Annotated in this window: 21 protein-coding genes; 6 read left to right on the top strand and 15 right to left on the bottom strand. The window is 73.8% G+C overall.

Annotation, left to right across the window (positions count from 1 at the left end):
- Positions 1–2 precede the first annotated feature (2 nt).
- The 4 genes from mgt to ACZ6EJ_RS13130 all read left to right on the top strand — a co-directional run bounded on the left by mgt (position 3) and on the right by ACZ6EJ_RS13130 (position 3,614).
- Positions 3–1,220, top strand: coding sequence for a macrolide-inactivating glycosyltransferase (gene mgt / locus ACZ6EJ_RS13145; protein ID WP_469266882.1), 1,218 nt, complete (start codon positions 3–5; stop codon positions 1,218–1,220).
- A 537-nt stretch (positions 1,221–1,757) separates the two neighbouring features.
- Positions 1,758–2,960 (top strand): S8 family peptidase, encoded by a 1,203-nt coding sequence (locus ACZ6EJ_RS13140; protein ID WP_469266880.1) that lies wholly within the window; start codon positions 1,758–1,760, stop codon positions 2,958–2,960.
- Between the two features lie 89 nt (positions 2,961–3,049).
- Positions 3,050–3,223, top strand: a complete 174-nt coding sequence (locus ACZ6EJ_RS13135) for a hypothetical protein (RefSeq protein WP_469266879.1) — start codon at positions 3,050–3,052, stop codon at positions 3,221–3,223.
- Entirely contained in the window at positions 3,216–3,614 is a 399-nt protein-coding gene (locus ACZ6EJ_RS13130; protein WP_469266878.1) for a nuclear transport factor 2 family protein, read from the top strand. The genes ACZ6EJ_RS13135 and ACZ6EJ_RS13130 overlap by 8 nt, the downstream gene beginning before the upstream one ends.
- A 97-nt stretch (positions 3,615–3,711) precedes the next feature.
- On the opposite strand, the gene ACZ6EJ_RS13125 is transcribed toward ACZ6EJ_RS13130, so the two are convergent.
- The 14 genes from ACZ6EJ_RS13125 to ACZ6EJ_RS13060 all read right to left on the bottom strand — a co-directional run bounded on the left by ACZ6EJ_RS13125 (position 3,712) and on the right by ACZ6EJ_RS13060 (position 17,275).
- On the bottom strand, positions 3,712–4,476 hold the full coding sequence (locus ACZ6EJ_RS13125) for a sirohydrochlorin chelatase (RefSeq protein ID WP_469266876.1): 765 nt from the start codon (positions 4,474–4,476) through the stop codon (positions 3,712–3,714).
- A gap of 10 nt (positions 4,477–4,486) precedes the next feature.
- The gene (locus ACZ6EJ_RS13120) at positions 4,487–5,410 is read right to left on the bottom strand and encodes an ABC transporter permease (protein WP_469266874.1); all 924 of its coding nucleotides are present in this window, start codon (positions 5,408–5,410) and stop codon (positions 4,487–4,489) included.
- On the bottom strand, positions 5,397–6,188 hold the full coding sequence (locus tag ACZ6EJ_RS13115; RefSeq protein ID WP_469266872.1) for an ABC transporter ATP-binding protein: 792 nt from the start codon (positions 6,186–6,188) through the stop codon (positions 5,397–5,399). Before ACZ6EJ_RS13115 ends, ACZ6EJ_RS13120 begins: the two co-directional genes overlap by 14 nt.
- Before the next feature lie 58 nt (positions 6,189–6,246).
- Positions 6,247–7,359 carry an aliphatic sulfonate ABC transporter substrate-binding protein gene (locus ACZ6EJ_RS13110; protein ID WP_469266870.1) on the bottom strand — a complete coding sequence of 371 codons (1,113 nt, stop codon included), beginning with the start codon at positions 7,357–7,359 and terminating at the stop codon, positions 6,247–6,249.
- Between the two features lie 227 nt (positions 7,360–7,586).
- Positions 7,587–8,933: a sulfate adenylyltransferase subunit 1 gene (locus ACZ6EJ_RS13105; protein WP_469266868.1), complete on the bottom strand. Its 1,347-nt coding sequence runs from the start codon at positions 8,931–8,933 to the stop codon at positions 7,587–7,589.
- Position 8,934: 1 nt separating this feature from the next.
- Positions 8,935–9,870, bottom strand: coding sequence for a sulfate adenylyltransferase subunit CysD (gene cysD, locus ACZ6EJ_RS13100; RefSeq protein ID WP_469266866.1), 936 nt, complete (start codon positions 9,868–9,870; stop codon positions 8,935–8,937).
- A complete protein-coding gene (cysC, locus tag ACZ6EJ_RS13095; RefSeq protein WP_469266865.1) occupies positions 9,867–10,412 on the bottom strand; it encodes an adenylyl-sulfate kinase in 546 nt (181 codons plus the stop codon). The genes cysD and cysC overlap by 4 nt, the downstream gene beginning before the upstream one ends.
- 23 nt (positions 10,413–10,435) lie before the next feature.
- Positions 10,436–11,152: a phosphoadenylyl-sulfate reductase gene (locus ACZ6EJ_RS13090; RefSeq protein ID WP_469266863.1), complete on the bottom strand. Its 717-nt coding sequence runs from the start codon at positions 11,150–11,152 to the stop codon at positions 10,436–10,438.
- The gene (locus tag ACZ6EJ_RS13085) at positions 11,149–11,328 is read right to left on the bottom strand and encodes a hypothetical protein (protein ID WP_469266862.1); all 180 of its coding nucleotides are present in this window, start codon (positions 11,326–11,328) and stop codon (positions 11,149–11,151) included. The genes ACZ6EJ_RS13090 and ACZ6EJ_RS13085 overlap by 4 nt, the downstream gene beginning before the upstream one ends.
- Positions 11,325–13,022, bottom strand: a complete 1,698-nt coding sequence (locus ACZ6EJ_RS13080; protein WP_469266860.1) for a nitrite/sulfite reductase — start codon at positions 13,020–13,022, stop codon at positions 11,325–11,327. The genes ACZ6EJ_RS13085 and ACZ6EJ_RS13080 overlap by 4 nt, the downstream gene beginning before the upstream one ends.
- Before the next feature lie 117 nt (positions 13,023–13,139).
- Complete coding sequence (locus ACZ6EJ_RS13075) at positions 13,140–13,223, bottom strand: putative leader peptide (RefSeq protein WP_361361822.1); 84 nt, start codon at positions 13,221–13,223, stop codon at positions 13,140–13,142.
- A 186-nt stretch (positions 13,224–13,409) separates the two neighbouring features.
- A complete protein-coding gene (locus ACZ6EJ_RS13070; RefSeq protein WP_469266859.1) occupies positions 13,410–14,006 on the bottom strand; it encodes a GNAT family N-acetyltransferase in 597 nt (198 codons plus the stop codon).
- A 68-nt stretch (positions 14,007–14,074) separates the two neighbouring features.
- Positions 14,075–15,364, bottom strand: coding sequence for a helix-turn-helix domain-containing protein (locus tag ACZ6EJ_RS13065; protein WP_469266857.1), 1,290 nt, complete (start codon positions 15,362–15,364; stop codon positions 14,075–14,077).
- A gap of 264 nt (positions 15,365–15,628) precedes the next feature.
- Positions 15,629–17,275: an acyl-CoA dehydrogenase family protein gene (locus tag ACZ6EJ_RS13060; protein ID WP_469266855.1), complete on the bottom strand. Its 1,647-nt coding sequence runs from the start codon at positions 17,273–17,275 to the stop codon at positions 15,629–15,631.
- Positions 17,276–17,292: 17 nt separating this feature from the next.
- On the opposite strand from ACZ6EJ_RS13060, the gene ACZ6EJ_RS13055 reads away from it, so the two are divergent.
- Both ACZ6EJ_RS13055 and ACZ6EJ_RS13050 read left to right on the top strand, forming a co-directional pair.
- Entirely contained in the window at positions 17,293–18,516 is a 1,224-nt protein-coding gene (locus tag ACZ6EJ_RS13055) for a YihY/virulence factor BrkB family protein (protein ID WP_469266854.1), read from the top strand.
- 7 nt (positions 18,517–18,523) lie between these two features.
- Positions 18,524–19,306 carry a DUF6597 domain-containing transcriptional factor gene (locus tag ACZ6EJ_RS13050; protein WP_469266852.1) on the top strand — a complete coding sequence of 261 codons (783 nt, stop codon included), beginning with the start codon at positions 18,524–18,526 and terminating at the stop codon, positions 19,304–19,306.
- Here ACZ6EJ_RS13050 and ACZ6EJ_RS13045 read toward each other — a convergent pair.
- Positions 19,243–19,638: a VOC family protein gene (locus ACZ6EJ_RS13045; RefSeq protein ID WP_469266851.1), complete on the bottom strand. Its 396-nt coding sequence runs from the start codon at positions 19,636–19,638 to the stop codon at positions 19,243–19,245. The two genes, ACZ6EJ_RS13050 and ACZ6EJ_RS13045, sit on opposite strands and share 64 nt — an antisense overlap.
- Between the last annotated feature and the right edge of the window lie 53 nt (positions 19,639–19,691).

Raw genomic sequence — 19,691 nt, 5'->3', positions numbered from 1 at the left:
GCATGACGGAATCCCCGCGTGCCCACATCGCCATGTTCTCCATCGCCGCCCACGGGCATGTGAACCCGAGCCTCGACGTCATCCGCGAACTCGTCGACCGTGGACACCGCGTCAGCTACGCCATTCCGGCCCCGTTCGCCCGGAAGGTGGCCGCCACCGGCGCCGAGCCCGTGGTCTACACCTCGACCCTCCCCACCGACGACGACCCCGACGCCTGGGGCACCGAGCTGATCGACCACCTCGAACCCTTCCTCGACGACGCCGTCCAGGCGCTCCCCCGGCTCGCGGAGGCCTTCGCGGGCGACGAACCCGACCTCGTCCTGCACGACATCACCTCCTATCCCGCCCGCGTCCTCGCCCACCGCTGGGGCGTTCCCGCGGTCTCCCTCTGGCCCAACCTGGTGCCCTGGGAGGGGTACGAGGAGGAGGTCGGCGATCCGATGGCCGCCGAGCTGAAGCAGACCGAGCGCGGCCGGGCGTACTACGCGCGCTTCGCCGACTGGCTCGCCTCCCACGGCCTCGGCCACGTCTCCAGCGACGCCTTCGTCGCCCGTCCGCGCCGCGGCCTCGTCCTGATCCCCGAGGCGCTCCAGCCCAACGCCGACCGGGTGGACCGCGCGATGTACACCTTCGTCGGGGCCTGCCAGGGCGACCGCGCCGACCAGGGGGAGTGGCGGCGGCCGGACGGGGCGGAGAGGGTGCTGCTGGTCTCGCTGGGCTCCTCGTTCACCAAGCAGCCCGCCTTCTACCGGGAGTGCGTCAAGGCGTTCGGCGGCCGGCCGGGCTGGCACGTGGTGCTCCAGATCGGGGCCCACGTCGACCCCGCCGACCTCGGCGACGTACCCGGCAACGTCGAAGTGCGTTCGTGGGTCCCGCAGTTGTCCGTGCTGAGGCAGGCCGACGCCTTCATCACCCACGCCGGCGCGGGCGGCAGCCAGGAGGGGCTGGCCACCGGCACGCCGATGGTGGCCGTGCCGCAGGCCGTTGACCAGTTCGGCAACGCGGACATGCTCCAGTCGCTGGGCGTGGCCCGGCACGTCCCCGCGGAGGAGGCCGACGCCGCGACCCTGCGCGAGGCGGTGCTCGCCCTGGTGGACGACCCCGAGGTGGCCGCCCGGTGCCGGCGGTTGCGCGAGCGGACGGCGCGGGAGGGCGGCACCCGCCGGGCGGCCGACCTCATCGAGGCCGAACTGCCCGTCCGGGCCGCGCCGCCGGCCTGAGCCCCGTACGCTCCACGCCCCGCTCCCCGTGCCGCGCCCGGCGGCTTCCGGGGGCGGGGCGTTCGCGTGCCGAACCGGTCGAGCGCCCGCCGGGACGGGCCGGTCGGCGCATCTGCACGCTCGCCCTGCCGACTCCACACCCGGTCCCGGCCGTTCACCCCCGCCGCCCACACCTTCACGGATCTCCACGTGTCTCCACGCGGCGACGCCCCCGCTCCCAGGGGCGGCGCGAGGGTGCGGGAGAGGCGCGGCGGGGGGCCGTCCGTCGGACCTGTCACCGCTCTGACCAGGTCTTATGTGGTGAAGGTGGCGTGGTGCGCGGTCGGTCGGCACGGCCTGGTCCGCTGGGGGCGGGCCGCGCGGACCGGCGAGGACCGGCCATGGCCGATTCGTTGTCACGCCCCCTCGTCCCGGACGCCGCGGCTCTCCGCAGCTCTTGATCTGTGCCCGTCAATCCGTCAGGGTTTCGAGCCAGCCCCGGAGATCTTCCGGCCGAGGGCCGTCCCCCCACGAAGAATGACGAGGAGTCCCCTCTTCATGGCCAACCACCAGCGCACCCGTCGCCTCAAGCCGACCGCCGCGATCACCGCCGTGGCGGCCGCGGCCGGCGCCGCCCTCTTCGGCGCCTCGTACGCCGGAGCCGCACCGCCTCCCCTGGGTACGGTCCACGGCGCGGACGCCGCGACCGCCGTACCGGGCAGCTACATCGTGATGCTGGACGAGGCGAGGGCCGACAAGTCCCGGCTCGCCGCGGAGTACGGCGGCGAACTGCGGCGCACCTACTCCGCCAGCATCGAGGGCTTCTCCGCCGACGGCCTCTCGGAGACCGAGGCCAAGCGCCTCGCCGCCGACCCGGCCGTCGCCAAGGTGGTGCAGAACAAGCGGTTCAGGGTCGCCGCCACCCAGGACGACCCGCCGTCGTGGGGCCTGGACCGGGTCGACCAGACCGCGACCGCGGGCGACAAGGCGTACACCTACCCGGACTCCGGCGGCGAGGGCGTCACCGCGTACGTCATCGACACCGGCGTCCGCGTCACCCACAGCGACTTCGGGGGCCGGGCCGCCTCGGGCTTCGACGCCGTCGACAACGACGACGACGCGGACGACGGCAACGGGCACGGCACCCACGTGGCGGGCACCATCGCCGGCGCCGCGCACGGGGTCGCCAAGAAGGCGAGGATCGTGGCCGTCCGGGTGCTGGACGACAACGGCTCGGGCACCACCGAGCAGGTCATCGCCGGAATCGACTGGGTCGCCGCCAACGCCGACGGCCCGTCCGTCGCCAACATGAGCCTCGGCGGCGGAGCCGACCCGGCCCTGGACGCGGCCGTCCGCAAGGCCATCGCCTCGGGCGTCACCTTCGGCGTGGCCGCCGGGAACGAGTCCGCCGACGCGGGCCAGGGCTCGCCCTCCCGCGTCCCCGAGGCGATCACCGTCGCCTCGTCCACGGCCGACGACGAGCAGTCGTCGTTCTCCAACTTCGGCTCCGTCGTGGACGTCTACGCTCCGGGCTCGGACATCACCTCCACCTGGAACGACAGCGACACCGGCGTCAACACCATCTCCGGCACCTCCATGGCGACCCCGCACGTCGTCGGCGCGGCCGCCCTGTACCTGGCCGGCCACCAGGACGCCACCCCCGCGGAGGTCGCCACGGCGCTCACCGCGGGAGCCACCCCGGACGCCATCGGCAACGCCACCGGGGGGACGCCGAACAAGCTCCTCAAGATCGTCGAGTAGCGACCGGGCCCCCACCGGCCGCCGCGCCCTCCCCTTCCGGGGGCGCGGCGGCTGCGCGCCTGGACGGGATCGGCTTAGGGTGTGGGGCCATGACCTGGACGTACCCGGCGCCGCCGCGCCGAGCCGACGAGCGCGGCGGCGCGAGGGCCCCCGCACCCCGCCCGCGTACCGTCCGCACCGCACCGGGCCGCGCCCAGGGCCCGACCGCCACCGCCCGCGACCGGGACAGCGTGGCCGAACCCGTGGAGATGATCCGTGTCTGAGCCGTCACCCGCCGTCGCCGCGGCCATCGAGGGCGAACTGCGCCTGCTGGACCCGGCGGTACGGGCCTGCGCCGACCGCCTCGGTGCGCTGCTGCACCCCGAGTTCCGGGAGATCGGCTCCAGCGGCCGGCTCTGGGACCGGGAGACGATCATCGCCCTGCTCACCGCCGACGACGCCCCGCGCCCCGGCCCGCTGACCGCGTCCCGGATGCGGGGGGTGCAGCTCTGCGCCGACCTGGTGCACCTCACCTTCGACACGGAGTCCAAGGGCCTCAGTTCGCACCGCAGCTCCCTGTGGCGGCTGACCCCGGCGGGCTGGCGGCTCTACTTCCACCAGGCGACGCCGTTCCCCGACGACCCGTTCCTCGACGACCCGGCGGCCGTCGCCTGAGTCCGCCTCGGGGGGCGCGCCGCCCCCGGTCGCGCCGAGGCCGAAGCCCCCGTACGGCGCGGGTGTGCGGGACCGGCGGGTCCTTCCGCCGCCGGCCTCACGCCGAGAGGCGGGCCCGCTCCGTCAGCCGCGCCTCGTCGTAGCGGTCCAGCAGCAGCCGTGCCAACTCCGGCGCGGGGCCCAGGACATCGGCCAGCACGTCGGCCCCCGCCGCCCGGGCCCCCGCCGCGATGCGGTCGGGGAGCCGGCCGGGCGCGATGACGTACGGGGCCACCGCCACCCGCCGCACCCCCTCGGCCCGCAGGGCCCGTACCGCGTCCTCGGCGGAGGGGAAGCCGCCGGCATGAGCGGCGGAGGCGAACGCGGGCCGCACGGCGCACCAACCGGTGTGCCGCAGCTTCCGCGCGATGCCGGCGATCACCGCGATCGCCTCCGGGTCGGACGATCCCGCCGAGGCCAGCACGAGTCCGGTCCGGGCGAGGTCGCCGGAGCGGACCCCGGCCTCCCGCAGCCGCCGCCCCACGGCGGCGTCGAGCAGCGGGGACGGACCGAGCACACCGGCCTGCCGGACGCGCAGTCCCGGCAGCCGCGCGCGGGCCTCGCGCAGGACCGCGGGGATGTCGGTCTTGGCGTGGAAGGCCCGCGTGAGCAGCAGCGGCAGGGCGACGACCCCGTCCGCGCCCTCCGCGGCCAGGCGCTCCAACACGCGGACCACGGAGGGGGCGTTGAACTCCAAGAACGCCGTCACCACCCGCACGCCGGGCCGTTGGGACCGGACCCGCTCGGTGAGCGCGTGCACCGTCGCGGCGTGCCGCGGGTCGCGGCTGCCGTGGGCGATGACGAGGAGGACGGGGTGCGCCATGGAGGGGAACTCAGTTCTTGACGAGGAGACCGCGGCTGCGCAGGACCCACCGCTCCAGCGGACTGAAGATGAGCAGGTCGATCGCGATGCCGACGAACAGGATGAGCAGGATGGAGAGGAAGATGCCGGGCATGTCGAAGTTGCTGCGGCCGTTCTCCAGCAACTGGCCCAGCCCCAGGCCCAGTTCGGGCGACGAGGCGATGATCTCGGCGGCCATCAGCGACCGCCAGGAGAACGCCCAGCCCTGCTTGAGCCCCGACAGGTAGCCGGGCAGCGCCGCCGGGAGCACGATGTGCCACGTTCCGCGCAGCCCGGTCGCGCCGAGGGTGCGGCCCGCGCGCAGGAACAGCGGCGGCACCTGGTCCACGCCGGAGACCAGGCCGTTGGCGATGGAGGGCACCGCGCCCAGCAGGATCACCGCGAACATCATCCGGTCGTTCAGCCCGAGCCAGATCACCGCCGGGGCCACCCACGCCACCGAGGGCAGCGACTGGAGGCCGGACAGGATGGGCCCGATCGCGGCCCGGACCAGCTTGACCCGTGCGACCAGCAGGCCCAGCGGCGTGCCCAGGGCCACCGCCATCAGGAAGCCGAGCAGACCGCGCGAGACGCTGGTCCAGACGACCTCCAGCAGCGTGCCCTGCAGCCACATCCGCCGGGCGCTGTCCCACACCGCGGAGGGCGGCGGCAGCTTGTAGGACTCGGTGACCTCCGCGCGGACCAGCAGCTCCCACGCCACCAGGACCAGGGCGACCGCCACGACCGGGGGCAGCGCCTTGCGCAGCAGGACCTCGCGCACCGGCGTGCGGCGGATCTGCACCGCGTCCAGGGCGTCGAGCCCGGCCTCCAGGCCCGCCAGGTCGTCGCCCCCGGCGCCGGGGGCGGCCGGGGCGTCCGGCCGCTTCGGGTCGGAGGTGATGTCAGTGCTGGCCATGTCGGCGGATCTCCCCACGCAGTTGTTCCGTGATCTCGACGGACAGCTCCGCCACCGCCTTGTCCTCGATGCGGCGCGGCTGCTCGATGTCGACCGTCCACTCGCGGGCGATCCGGCCAGGCCGGGACGACAGCAGCACGACGCGCTGGGCGAGCCGCACGGCCTCGCGCACGTTGTGCGTGACGAAGAGGACCGAGGCGTTCGTCTCGCGCCAGATCCGGGTCAGCTCGTCGTGCAGCACATCGCGGGTGATGGCGTCGAGTGCCGCGAACGGCTCGTCCATCAGCAGCAGTTGGCTGTCCTGGGCGAGCGCGCGGGCCATCGCCACCCGCTGCCGCATACCGCCGGAGAGTTCGTGCACCCGCTTGCCGTACGCGCCGCCGAGGCGGACGAGCTCGAGCAGCCGCTCCGCCTCGGCGCGCCGCTCGGTCTTGGCCACCCCGCGCAGCCGCAGGGCCAGTTCGATGTTCTTGCCCGCGGTCAGCCACGGGAAGAGGGCGTGCTCCTGGAACATCAGGGCCGGCCGGCCGCCGGGGGTCTCGATGGACCCCCTGGTGGGCCGGTCGAGGCCGGCCACCAGGTTGAGCAGCGTCGACTTGCCGCACCCGGAGGCTCCCAGGAGGGTGACGAACTCGCCCGGAGCGACATCGAGGGTGATGTCGTCCAGGACGAGCTGCCGCCCGGCGGGTCCGGCGAAGGACTTCGAGACGTGCGCGAGACGGGCGGCGTGCTCGACCGCCGTGCGGTCCTCGGCCTTGGTGAGGGTGGTGGTCGCCATGGTCGTCACCTCCTGGGAATCCTTGCGGAGTCCGATGGGTCCGGTACGGAAGGGCGGGCTACTTGACGCCGAGACCGGCGTCGGCGACCTCGGGCAGGCCCTCGGCCTTGAGGACCTTGTTGAGCGGGCCCAGGTCGTAGATGCCCCGGAGGTTCGGCTCGTCGAGCAGGCCGGCCTTCACCGCGTGCTCCGCCTGCGCGTCGAGCGTGCTGGCCAGCGGGTCGTTGGTGATCTCGATCGACTCCCACGCCGGGTCCAGGATCTCCCGCGGCAGCGGCTTGCCGTTCAGGGTCTCCAGGGCCTTGTTGGCGGACTCCTTGGCTTTCTCCGGGTTCTCGTTGATCCACTTGTTGGTGCGGACCGAACCGCTCAGCACGGCCTCGACGACGTCCGGGTGCCCGTCGAGGAACTTCTGCGACACGATGATGTTCGTGATGACGAACTTCTCGTCCGGCCACAGGGACGTCTCGTCCAACAGGACCTTCGCGCCCTGGGAGACCAGCTTGGAGGCGGTCGGCTCGGGCACCCAGGCGCCGTCCAGGTCGCCGGCCCGGTAGGCGTCGGGCGTCACCTTGTTGTCCGAGCGGACCACGGAGACGTCGCCCTTGCCGCTCTGCGCGTCGACCTTCCAGCCCTGCTCGGAGATCCAGTTGAGGAAGGCCACGTCCTGGGTGTTGCCGAGCTGCGGGGTGGCGATCCTCTTGCCCTTGACGTCGTCCACCGTCTTGATCCGGTCCGGGTTGACGACCAGCTTCACCCCGCCGGAGGCCGAACCGGAGACGATCCGCAGTCCCTTGCCCTGCGACTTGGTGTAGCCGTTGATGGAGGGGGAGGGGCCGATGAAGCCGATGTCGATCGAGCCCGCGTTCAGCGCCTCGATCTCGGAGGGACCCGCGTTGAAGGTGGTGGAGCGCACCTGGGTGCCGCCCAACTCCTTCTGGATGATGCCTTCCTGGATGCCGACCAGGGCGGTGGCGTGCGTGAGGTTCGGGAAGTAGCCGATCTTCACGGTGTCCGCGGAGAGCTTCTCGCCTTCGGCGGCGGCGTTCGCCCGGCCGCTGTCGTCGCTGCTCTGGGATCCGTAACCGCAGGCGGTGGCGGCCAGGGCGAGCAGAGGCAGGGCCGCGAGCGCGGTCAGGGAGCGGCGGACGGTGGAACGGGGGGCAGGCACGGGAGGCTTTCCTCTCGTCGGCCCGGCGCTCGCGCCCCGCTGTCGGTCAGGGGGGCGCGGCCGGGAGGTCGGCAGGTCGGGGGTGGTGCGGATGGTGCGAGTGGGCGCGCGAGCGGTGCGCGTACGTCATCGCCCACATCGCCCGACCCCGCCCTGACCGCTGCCGAGGGCGCCGCTGCCCACACGGCCGCCCTCCTTCGCGAAGGAGGAGTAGAAGTCGGCGCCCATCAGAAGTCCCATGCGGCGTCGTCGGCTCCGGTCTCGGCGGCCGCCTCGGCGACCTGGGCGAAGGAGGCGCCCGCCATGCCGGCGCTCAGCGTCGTGCCGTCCGCCGGGTCGATCAGCAGGAACGAGCCGGTGCGCCGGGAGTCGGCGTACGCGTCGAGCGCGAGGGGCTCGGCGGTGCGGACGACGACCCGGCCGATGTCGTTGGCGACGAGCCGGCCGGGCGCCGGGTGCTGGGAGAGGTCGTCCAGGGTGAGCCGGGACGGGATGTCCTTGACGATCGCCTTGACCGTGCGGGTGGTGTGCTTGAGCAGGACCCGCTGGCCCACCGTGAGCGGCTGGTCGGCCACGTGGCAGACGGTCGCCTCGACGTCCCGCGTGGTCGCCGGGGCGTCGTCGACGGGCGCGATCAGGTCCCCGCGCGAGATGTCGATGTCGTCGGCCAGCCGGAGCGTCACCGACTGCGGGGCCCAGGCGATGTCGGTGCTCTCGCCGAGCGCGTCGATGCCCGTGATGGTGGAGGTGCGGCCCGAGGGGAGCACGGAGACGGCGTCGCCGACCCGGAAGACCCCGGCGGCGATCTGGCCGGCGTACCCCCGGTAGTCGCGGTGCTCGGCGGTCTGCGGGCGGATCACGTACTGCACGGGGAAGCGGGCGTGGCAGGCGGTGAGGTCGTGGCTGACCGGCACCGTCTCCAGGTGCTCCAGCACCGTGGGGCCGCCGTACCAGTCCATGTGGGCGGACGGCTCCACCACGTTGTCCCCGGCCAGCGCGGAGATCGGGATCGCGGTGATCTCCGGGACGCCGAGGGACGCGGCGTACGCGGTGAACTCCTCGGCTATGGCGGCGAACACGGGCTCCGCGTACTCGACGAGGTCCATCTTGTTGACGGCCAGCACCACGTGCGGGACGCGCAGCAGGGCGGCCACGGCGGCGTGCCGGCGGGTCTGCTCGACGACCCCGTTGCGGGCGTCGACCAGGACGACGGCCAGCTCGGCGGTGGAGGCGCCGGTCACCATGTTGCGGGTGTACTGCACATGGCCGGGGGTGTCGGCGAGGATGAACCGCCGCCGGGGGGTGGCGAAGTAGCGGTAGGCGACGTCGATGGTGATGCCCTGCTCCCGCTCGGCCCGCAGGCCGTCGGTGAGCAGCGCGAGGTCGGGGGCGTCCTGGCCCCGGCTCAGCGACACCTGCTCGACGGCCTCCAACTGGTCGGTGAGGACCGACTTGGAGTCGTGCAGCAGGCGTCCGACCAGGGTGGACTTGCCGTCGTCGACCGATCCGGCCGTGGCGAACCGCAGCAGGGTCGTGGTCGAGGACCGCTCGGCCGCCCGGAGGTGCGTGGTCATCTTAGAAGTACCCCTCGCGCTTGCGGTCTTCCATCGCGGCCTCGGACATCTTGTCGTCGGCGCGGGTCGCTCCCCGCTCGGTGAGCCGGGAGGCGGCGATCTCGGTGATCACGGCGGCCAGCGTGGCGGCGTCGGAGTCGACGGCCCCGGTGCAGGACATGTCGCCGACCGTGCGGTAGCGCACCAGGCGGGTCTCGGTGGGCTCGTGCTCCCTGGGCCCGCCCCAGTCGCCGGCGGTCAGCCACATCCCGCCGCGGTTGAAGACCTCGCGCTCGTGGGCGAAGTAGATCTCGGGCAGCTCGATGGACTCGCGCTCGATGTACTGCCAGACGTCCAGCTCGGTCCAGTTGGAGATGGGGAAGACGCGGACGTGCTCGCCGGGGGCGTGCCGGCCGTTGTAGAGCTGCCACAGCTCGGGGCGCTGGCGGCGCGGGTCCCACTGCGAGAACTCGTCGCGCAGGCTGAACACCCGCTCCTTGGCCCGCGCCTTCTCCTCGTCGCGCCGCCCGCCGCCGAACACCGCGTCGAAGCGGTGCCGCTGGATCGCCTCGGTGAGGGGGAGCGTCTGGAGCGGGTTGCGGGTGCCGTCGGGGCGCTCGCGGAGCTTCCCGGCGTCGATGTACTCCTGCACCGAGGCGACGTGCAGCCGCAGCCCGTGCTCGGCCACCGTGCGGTCGCGGTACGCCAGGACCTCGGGGAAGTTGTGCCCGGTGTCCACGTGGAGCAGCGCGAACGGCACCGGCGCGGGCGCGAACGCCTTGAGCGCCAGGTGCAGCATCACGATGGAGTCCTTGCCGCCGGAGAACAGGATCACCGGCCGCTCGAACTCGCCCGCCACCTCACGGAAGATGTGCACCGCCTCCGACTCCAGCGAGTCCAGGTGGCTGAGCGCGTACGGGTTGACGGTGCCCTCCGGCACGGTGGTGACGGCGCTCACGCCAGACCCCTCTCGGTGAGCAGCGCGTGGAGCGCCGCCGCTGACTCCTGCACGGTCTGCTGGTGCGACTCGATCCGCAGATCGGGCGACTCGGGCGCCTCGTAGGGGTCGTCGACCCCGGTGAGCCCGCTGATCTCACCGGCCGCCTGCTTGGCGTACAGCCCCTTCACATCGCGTACGGAGCACACCTCGACGGGCGTCGCCACGTGCACCTCCAGGTAGGTGGTGGACTCCGCCGCGTGCCGCTCGCGCACGGCCTCGCGGCTGTCGGCGAACGGGGCGATGACCGGGACCAGCACCTTCACGCCGTTGGCGGCGAGCAGTTCGGCGACGAAGCCGATGCGGGCCACGTTGGTGTGCCGGTCCTCGCGGGAGAAGCCGAGGCCCGCGGAGAGGAACTCCCGGATCTCGTCGCCGTCCAGGACCTCCACCTTGTGGCCCTCGGTCCGCAGCCGGCCCGCCAGCTCGTAGGCGATGGTGGTCTTGCCCGCGCTCGGCAGACCGGTCAGCCAGATGGTGGCCCCCGCCTCCGTCACGCTCATCGAACTCTCCTGATCAGTCGTCATCAGCCGTGCAGCCCGCACTCGGTCTTGCCCCGGCCGGCCCATCGGCCGGCCCGCGCGTCCTCGCCCTCCCGCACCCGGCGGGTGCAGGGCGCGCAGCCGACGGAGGCGTAGCCGTCCATCAGCAGCGGGTTGGTGAGCACCCCGTGCTCGGCGACGTAGGCGTCCACGTCGTCCTGGGTCCAGCGGGCGATGGGGGAGACCTTCACCTTGCGGCGCTTGGCGTCCCAGCCGACGACCGGGGTGTTCGCGCGGGTCGGGGACTCGTCGCGGCGCAGCCCCGTCGCCCAGGCGGCGTACGGGGTCAGGCCGTCCTCCAGCGGCGCGACCTTGCGCAGCGCGCAGCACAGGTCGGGGTCGCGGTCGTGCAGCCTCGGGCCGTGCTCGGCGTCCTGCTCGGCGACGCTGCGGCGCGGGGTGATCGTGATGACGTTGACGTCCATCACCGCGTCCACCGCGTCACGGGTCCCGATGGTCTCGGGGAAGTGGTAGCCGGTGTCCAGGAAGACCACGTCCACGCCGGGCATCACCCGCGACGCCAGGTGGGCGACGACCGCGTCCTCCATCGAGGAGGTGACGCAGAAGCGCGGGCCGAAGGCGTCGGCGGCCCACCGCAGGATCTCGGACGCCGAGGCGTCCTCCAGCTCCCGGCCGGCCTGCTCGGCCAGCTCCCTCAGCTCCTGGTCGGTCAGCTCTCCGGTCAGTGCGGTGCCCGTCATATCCGGTCTCCTTCACCGTCGTTGCGCTGGACGCCCCGAGCCAGCAGGCCCAGGAACGTGAGCTGGAACGCACGGTTGCAGGCAGCGCATTCCCAGGCGCCACGACCGCTCTCGTGGGGGCGCAGGTCCTCGTCGCCGCAGTACGGGCAGTGGAAGGGGGCGGCGCGCTCGCTCATGACAGCGACTCCGCACCGGCGCGCGCCGCCCAGGTGGCGAAGCGCTCGCCGTCCTCGCGCTCCTCCTGGAAGCGGCCGAGCAACCGCTCGATGTAGTCGGGCAGTTCGGCGGCGGTGACCTTCAGCCCGCGCACCTTGCGGCCGAAGCCGGCCTCCAGGCCGAGCGCGCCGCCGAGGTGGACCTGGTAGCCCTCGACCTGGTTGCCGTCCGCGTCCAGCATCAACTGGCCCTTGAGTCCGATGTCGGCGACCTGGATGCGCGCGCAGGCGTTGGGGCAGCCGTTGATGTTGATGGTGATCGGGTGGTCGAACTCCGGGATGCGGCGCTCCAGTTCGTCGATGAGCGAGGCGCCGCGCGCCTTCGTCTCGACGATCGCCAGCTTGCAGAACTCGATGCCGGTGCAGGCCATCGTGCCGCGCCGGAAGGGGGAGGGGGTGACCCGCAGGTCGAGCGCCTCCAGGCCGGAGACCAGGGACTCCACCTGCTCCTCGGCGACGTCGAGCACGATCATCTTCTGCTCGGCGGTGGTGCGGACCCGTCCGGAGCCGTGGGCCTCGGCCAGTTCCGCGATCTTGGTGAGGGTGGCGCCGTCGACCCGGCCGACGCGCGGGGCGAAGCCCACGTAGAAGCGGCCGTCCCGCTGCCGGTGCACCCCGAGGTGGTCCCGCCAGGTCTGCGAGGGCTGCTCGGGCGCGGGGCCGTCGGTCAGCGCGCGGTGCAGGTACTCGTCCTCCAGCACCTGGCGGAACCTCTCCGGCCCCCAGTCCGCCACCAGGAACTTCAGCCGGGCGCGGGTGCGCAGCCGCCGGTAGCCGTAGTCGCGGAAGATGCCGATGACCCCGGCGAACACGTCGGGCACGTCGTCCAGCGGCACCCAGGCGCCGAGCCGGACCCCGAGCTTGGGGTTGGTGGACAGCCCGCCGCCCACCCAGAGGTCGAAGCCGGGGCCGTGCTCGGGGTGGCGGACGCCGACGAACGCGACGTCGTTGATCTCGTGCGCCACGTCCAGGTGCGGGGAGCCGGAGATCGCCGTCTTGAACTTGCGGGGCAGGTTGGAGAAGTCGGGGTTGCCGATGAACCGGCGCTGGATCTCGTCGATGGCGGGCGTGCCGTCGATGATCTCGTTCTCCGCGACGCCCGCGACGGGGGAGCCGAGGATCACGCGGGGGGTGTCGCCGCAGGCCTCGGTGGTGGACAGCCCCACCTCCTCCAGCCGCCGCCAGATCTCCGGCACGTCCTCGATGCGGATCCAGTGGTACTGCACGTTCTGCCGGTCGGTGAGGTCGGCGGTGCCGCGGGCGAACTCCTGGGAGATCTCCCCGATCACCCGCAGCTGCCGCGTGGTCAGCCGCCCGCCGTCGATGCGGACGCGCAGCATGAAGTAGGAGTCGTCCAGCTCCTCCGGCTCCAGCACGGCGGTCTTGCCGCCGTCGATTCCGGGCTTGCGCTGCGTGTACAGCCCCCACCAGCGCATCCGGCCGCGCAGGTCGTTCGGGTCGATGGAGTCGAAGCCGCGCCGGGAGTAGATCGTCTCAATGCGTGTCCGCACGTTGAGACCGTCGTCGTCCTTCTTGAACTGCTCGTTCCCGTTGAGGGGGGTGTGGTGGCCCACGGCCCACTGGCCCTCGCCACGGTGGCGTCCGGCCTTGCGGCGGGGCGTGGCGGGCGCAGGCTGATCCGGGGTGGCGGCCATGGCGATACGTCCTTCGGGACTGCGGGAGGGCGGCTCTGAACGGCACACTCGCGCTGAGGCGCGGCGGTGCGCAGGGGCGTCGCAGAGGTCAGAGGGGCGGGGCGGGTGCTGGGGCTCTCAGCTCGCCCGACAGATGGCGCTGGACATGCGGCCGAGATCGACGTGGCGTCGACTCACCAAGGCAATTCCAGTTCCAGGCATGGCGGAAGCGTGTCATGCGCATCTCGGGACAGTCCACCACTATCCGCCATGTGGACGAGATCGTCCCACTTCATGAGACGCCGTGGTTTGGGTCACATGGCGCGGGGGTGGCATTCGACCGCAAATCACCCAGCCAGGGGCTCGGGGACGGGCCACTGCCGGACGCGCTCCCCGGCGGGCGGGGCCTCAGGAGCCGTACGCTCCGGGCCACGGCCCCGGCGGCGCGACCACCGGCTCCACCACGGTCTTCGTGTCGAAGAGCCGGAAGCCCCGCCGCAGGTAGTTGTCCATCGCGTGCGGGCCGTCCTGGGAGCAGGTGTGCAGCCACACCCGCTCCGTCCGCGCCAGACCGGGCCGGCGCTCGGCCATGTCCCAGGCGCGCGCCGTCGCGTACGCCAGGAGGTGACCGCCGATCCGCCGCCCCCGGAAGGCCGGGACCAGCCCGAAGTAGACGATCTCGACCACGCCGCCCTCCCGCGCCTCCAACTCGGCGTACCCGGCGGGCGTCCCGTCCGCGTACGCCACCCAGGTCTCCGCGCCGGGCCGCTCCAGGACCTCCTGCCACTGGGCGTACGTCATGCCCAACCGGTCCGTCCAGCGGACGTCGCCGCCCACGGCCGTGTACAGGAAGCGGCTGAACTCCGGCAGCGGGACCTCGGAGCGGACGATGCGCACATCGCCCTCCGGCACGGCGGCCGGACGCAGGTCGTCGGGCGAGGTCTGCTCCAGCGACCAGACGGTCACGTCGACGGTCGGCGCTGCGGGCTGGGGGATGTCGCTCATGACGGCCAGAAAACCATGCCGCCCCCGCCGCCCGGACGGCGGGCCCGGCCCGCGGGCGCGGGCGGCGCTCAGCCGGACCGGGCCCTTCGCCGCGCCTCCACCACCACCGGGGCCGCCGAGTGCGGCAGCAGGTCGGCCGGGTGCTCCGGGCGCACCACCTCCACCTCCACCCCGTCCGCGAAGCGGTACGGGCGGTGGGCCAGCACCTCCGCCAGGCGCCGCCGCAGCCGGGAGACCTCCGCCCGGACCGTCACCGTCCGGGTCGCGTCCCCGAAGAGGTCGAGCGCCAGCTCGGAGGCGGTCCGCCCCTGCCGGTGCACCGCCAGCGCGTACAGCAGCTCCGCGTGGCGCGGGGAGAGCCGCTGCGCGCAGTCGCCCAGCGGCCCGACCACGTGCACGGCGAGCGACCGGGACCGGCTCAGGTCCAGCACCACCCGGCGCGGCGGCCCCTGCGCCCCGCACTCGCTCACCCGCACCAGCCAGCCGCCCGGCAGCGGCTCGATCTGGCACATCCCCAGCGAGGGCAGCCACACCGGACCCGGCCGCAGCGACTTCGGCAGCGGCAGCCGGTCCACCGGGGGCATCCCCGTCACCGCCGCCAGCCGCCCGTGCGCGTCCACCGCCAGCGCCCGCCCGCCCACCCGGCACAGGATCGGCGCGGCCACCGCGCGCAGCCGTTCGATCTCCACCAGATGGCGGGAGCGGATCTCGGCCTCCGCGAGCCGGGCCACCGAGCCGACCAGCGCCAGCGTCGTCGGATGGAACGTGGACGCCGGACCGCTGATGTCCACGATCCCGATCAGCCGCCCGTCCCGCGGGTCGCGGACCGGAGCCGCCGCGCAGGTCCAGCCGTGCAGCGCCCGGATGAAGTGCTCGGCCGAGTGGACCTGGACGGGGGCGCGCGCCGCCAGCGCCGTGCCGATCGCGTTCGTCCCGGTCGCCGCCTCGTCCCAGGCCGCGCCCTCCTGGAGGCAGATGGAGCGGGCCCGGCGGAGCACCCCGGCGTCGCCCTGGCGCCACAGCACCCGCCCCTCGGCGTCGGTGACCACCATGATCTGCCGCGCCGCGTCCGCGATCGAGGCCAGCTCGGCCCGCAGCAGCGGCGTCAGCTCCCCGAGCGCCGTGCTGCGGCGCCGGTGCTCGATCTCCTCCGCCTCCAGCAGCTCGCTCTCCGGCGACTGCTCGGGGACGACGCCGCTGCGCACCGCCCGGTCCCACGAGGCGCCGATCTCGGCGCGGGGCGCGCCACCGCCGCGCCCGCCCGCCGACCGCGCCCGGTGGAGCAGCCGCGTCGCCCGGACGTCCGCCCCCTGGCCGGTCGCCGCCCGCGCCACTCCGACAGAACCCGTCTCCGTCATGGTTCCCCCCGAACACTCCCCGCCCGCGGCCCCGGACCGGCGCCCGGCCCGAGCCCGCGGCCCCATCCTGCCGCCCGCCGGGGCCGGCCCGGTGAGCAGTCCACACAATGTTTGCAACCCTTTGCAACTCTGGCGGCGGGCTCCCAGCCGTACAACAGTGGCAGAACACCGTACGCCGGACCTGAGCCGGCTGTGCGGTGGTCGCAAGCGTGGAGGGTGGTGCCGTGTCGGCGCAGCACCACCCTCCGTCGCTCCCCCCGCCGCTCAGGCCCCCGAGGCGTCGACCGGCCGGGCCCGCTCCACGATCGACGCCAGGTCCAGGGTGTGCGGCAGCGTCCCGAACGCCGCGCCCCCGTCCCCGCCGAGCCGCGAGGCGCAGAACGCGTCCGCGACCTCCGGCGGCGCCCACCGCACCAGCAGCGAGCCCTGGAGCACCAGGGCGATGCGCTCCACCAGCCGCCGGGCCCGCGCCTCGACGCCCTCCAGGTCCGCCAGTTCGGTCAGCAGGTCGGTGATCGCCGCGTCCAGCCGGTGGTCCGCCCCGCGCGCCGCGCCGACCTCGCGCAGGTACGCGTCCAGCGCCCCCGGCTCCCTGCGCAGCGCGCGCAGCACGTCCAGCGCCTGGACGTTGCCGGAGCCCTCCCAGATCGAGTTCAGCGGGGCCTCGCGCAGCAGCCGGGGCATCCCCGACTCCTCCACGTACCCGTTGCCCCCCAGGCACTCCAGGGCCTCGCCCACCAGCGGGGTGCACCGCTTGGTGACCCAGTACTTCGCGGCCGGCACCGCGAGCCGCAGGAAGGCGCGCTCCTCCTCGGTGTCCGTGTCGTACGCCGACGCCAGCCGCATCGCCAGGACCGTCGCCGCCTCCGACTCCAGCGCCAGGTCCGCCAGGACGTTGCGCATCAGCGGCTTGTCGATCAGCGGCCCGCCGAACGCGCTGCGGTGGCCGCTGTGGTGGACCGCCTGCGCCACCGCCTGCCGCATCAGCGCCGCCGAACCGACCACGCAGTCCAGCCGGGTGGCCGCCACCATCTCGATGATGGTGCGCACCCCGCGCCCCTCCTCGCCGACCCGGCGCGCCCACGTCCCGTCGAACTCGACCTCTGCGGACGCGTTGGACCGGTTGCCCAGCTTGTCCTTGAGCCGCTGGATCGCGAACGCGTTGCGCGTGCCGTCCGGCAGCACGCGCGGCACCAGGAAGCAGCTCAGCCCGCCCGGCGCCTGCGCCAGCACCAGGAAGCCGTCCGACATGGGCGCCGAGCAGAACCACTTGTGCCCGGTGAGCAGGTACGCGTCCTCGCCGTCCAGCGGCAGCGCCCGCGTCGTGTTGGACCGGACGTCGGTTCCGCCCTGCTTCTCCGTCATCCCCATCCCGAGGAGGGCCCCGCTCTTCCCCTCCGCCGGCCGCAGCTCCTCCTCGTACGTGTGCGAGGTCAGCAGCGGCTCCCACACGGCGGCCAGCGCCGGGTCGGTCCGCAGCGCGGGCACCGCCGCGTGCGTCATCGACAGCGGGCAGCCGTGCCCCGCCTCGGCCTGCGTCCACACCAGGAACCCGGCCGCGCGCCGGACATGGCCGGAGCGACGCCCCCAGGCGTCGGTCAGCCCGGCCGACACGGCGTGGCCGAGCAGCCGGTGGTAGGAGGGATGGAACTCCACTTCGTCGATGCGGTGCCCGTAGCGGTCGTGGGTGCGCAGGACGGGCGGGTACGCGTTCGCCTGCTCGCCCCAGGCCCGTGCCTGGGCCGAGCCCGCGGACCGCCCGAGCGTTTCGAGCTCCTCCCGCGCCTCGGGCAGGACGCCCGGATCGACGTGCCGCTCCACGGCCTCGGACAGGACCCGGTCGGCGGTGAAGACGTCATAGCCGACCAGCGGCGGAACCTGATTGGTCACTGTGTGGTTGGTGGCTGCCATGCCGATACGGTAAGGAGGTGCAGGCAGCGAACGAAACACCCGAGCGGCCGCCGGGCCGGCTCCACCGGGCCCGAGTCCTCTACCGCAACGTCTCCAAGCGGCGGATGGCGTGGCACTTGCTCAAGGACACCGTCAACTCGTGCATCGAGTACCGCATCCTGGGGCTCGCGGCGGAGGCCGCGTTCTTCACCCTGCTCTCCCTGCCGCCCCTGCTGCTCGGCATGATCGGACTGCTCGGCTACGTCGACGAGTGGACGAGCACCACCACGGTCGCCTCCATCGAGCGCAACATCCTCTCCGCCTCCCACACGGTGCTGTCCGAGCGCGGGGTCAAGGACTTCGCCGAACCGCTGCTCGCCGACGTCACGACGGGGGCCCGCCCCGACGTCATCTCCATCGGCTTCGCGATCGCCCTGTGGTCCGGCTCGCGCGCCGTGAACGTCTTCATCGACACCATCACCGTGATGTACGGACTCGACGGCCACCGCGGGATCGTCAAGACCCGGCTGCTCGCCTTCCTGCTCTACGTCGTCGCCCTGCTGCTGGGTGCGGTGGTGCTGCCGCTGCTGGTCGTCGGCCCGGACCGGGTCGTCGAGTTCGTGCCCTGGGGCACCGAGGTCATAGCCGTCCTGTACTGGCCGCTCGTCATCCTGCTGACCATCGCGTTCCTCACGACGCTCTACCACGTCTCGGTGCCGGTCCGCTCACCGTGGATCGAGGACGTGCCCGGCGCGCTCATGGCGCTCGGCATGTGGGTCCTCGGCAGCTTCCTGCTGCGGATCTACCTCACCAACACGGTCGAAGGCCCCACGATCTACGGCTCCTTGGCCGCGCCCATCGCCGTCCTGCTCTGGATCGGCATCTCCGCCTTCGCCGTCCTCGTCGGCGCCGCCGTCAACGCGGCCATCGACCGCGTGTGGCCCTCCCTCGCCACCGCCGCCGCCCGCGAGGCCACCGAACGCGCCCGCGCCGCCCAGGCCGCCGAGTTCGTCGCCCGGACCCGCGCGGCCGCCCGCGACGGCGCGGACGACGACGAGGACGACGACCCGGCCTACATGCCCTCCGAGTTCCCCGAGCGCTGGTCCCGCTTCCTGCCGCCCGACGACGTGAGGTCCCGGCTGCACGCGACTCGGGAGAAGGAGCCCAGGGACGCCAAGGAGGCCAAGGCGCCGAAGGAGGGCGGAGGCGGCGCGCGGCCCCCCGAGGACGCGGGCCCGCCGCCCCCCGGCGCCGCGCGCTGAGGTCCGTATGCCCGAGCAGCACCGCCGGTCCTACCGGGAGCGGCCGTCCCGGCTGGACGGCGCCGTCGTCTGGACCTGGGACGCCCCCGACGGCCCCGAGCGGCCCGCCCGTTCCGTGCTCCCCGACGGGTGCATGGACCTCATCTGGACCGGCGGACGCCTGATCCTCGCCGGACCCGACACCCGCGCCTTCCAGGTCGACCCGCGCGACCGGGGCTCCTGCGCCGCGATCCGCCTCGCCCCCGGCGTCGCGCCCGCGCTCCTGGGCGTACCGGCGCACGAGGTGCGCGACCGGCGGGTCGAGCTGGCCGACCTCCGCACCCGGCCCGCCGCCCGCCGCCTCGCCGGGCGGATCGAGCGCGCCCCCGACCCGGCCGCCGCCCTGGAGCGGGTGGCGCTGGGACTGGCCGCCGATGCCGGGCCGCCGGACCCGCTCACCGCGGCCGTCGCCGAACTCCTGCGCCGCGGCCGGTCCGTCGCGGCGGCGGCCGCCGAAGTCGGCCTCAGCGCCCGCCAACTGCACCGCCGCTCCCTGGCCGCCTTCGGCTACGGGCCCAAGACCCTGGGCCGGGTGCTCCGGCTGCAACGCGCCCTGGCCCTCGTCCGCGCCGGCCTCCCGTACGCCGAGGCCGCCCACGCGGCGGGCTGCGCGGACCAGGCCCACCTCGCGCGGGAGATGCGCGACCTCGCCGGGACCACGCTCGGCGCCCACCTGGCCGCCACCGGCTACGACGCGGCCGCCGCGAACAGCGACACCCCGCAGCCGTCCGGGTCCAGCACGACCGCGTAGCGCTGCCCCCACACCGCGTCCCACGGCGGCAGGCGCCCGGTGTACCCCGCCCCGGTCAGCTCCGCGTACAGGGCGTCCACCTCGTCGGGCCGCTCACAGGCGAACGCGAGCCCGAGCCGCTCCCCGCCCGCCGGGCGCCTCCAGCGCGGATCGAACGAGGCGATGACCTCCTCGGTGTCCCACAGCAGACGCTGCCCGCCGGGCAGCGTCACTTCGACGTGCGGAGCCGCTTCCGCCCCCTCGGGGATGTCGAGGCCGAGCCGGCGGTAGAAGGCGAGCGAGGCCGCCAGGTCCGCCGTGATGATGCCGAACGCGTCGAGTCGTGGAGTCATGCCCCGACCGTAGGCGCACGGCCTCCCGGCGGTCTTGGACGAATCGGCCGCCC

Source organism: Streptomyces sp. NPDC041970, assembly GCF_055588985.1.
The sequence above is the reverse complement of the archived record's forward strand: the minus strand, read 5'-3'. Positions and strand labels throughout refer to the sequence as shown.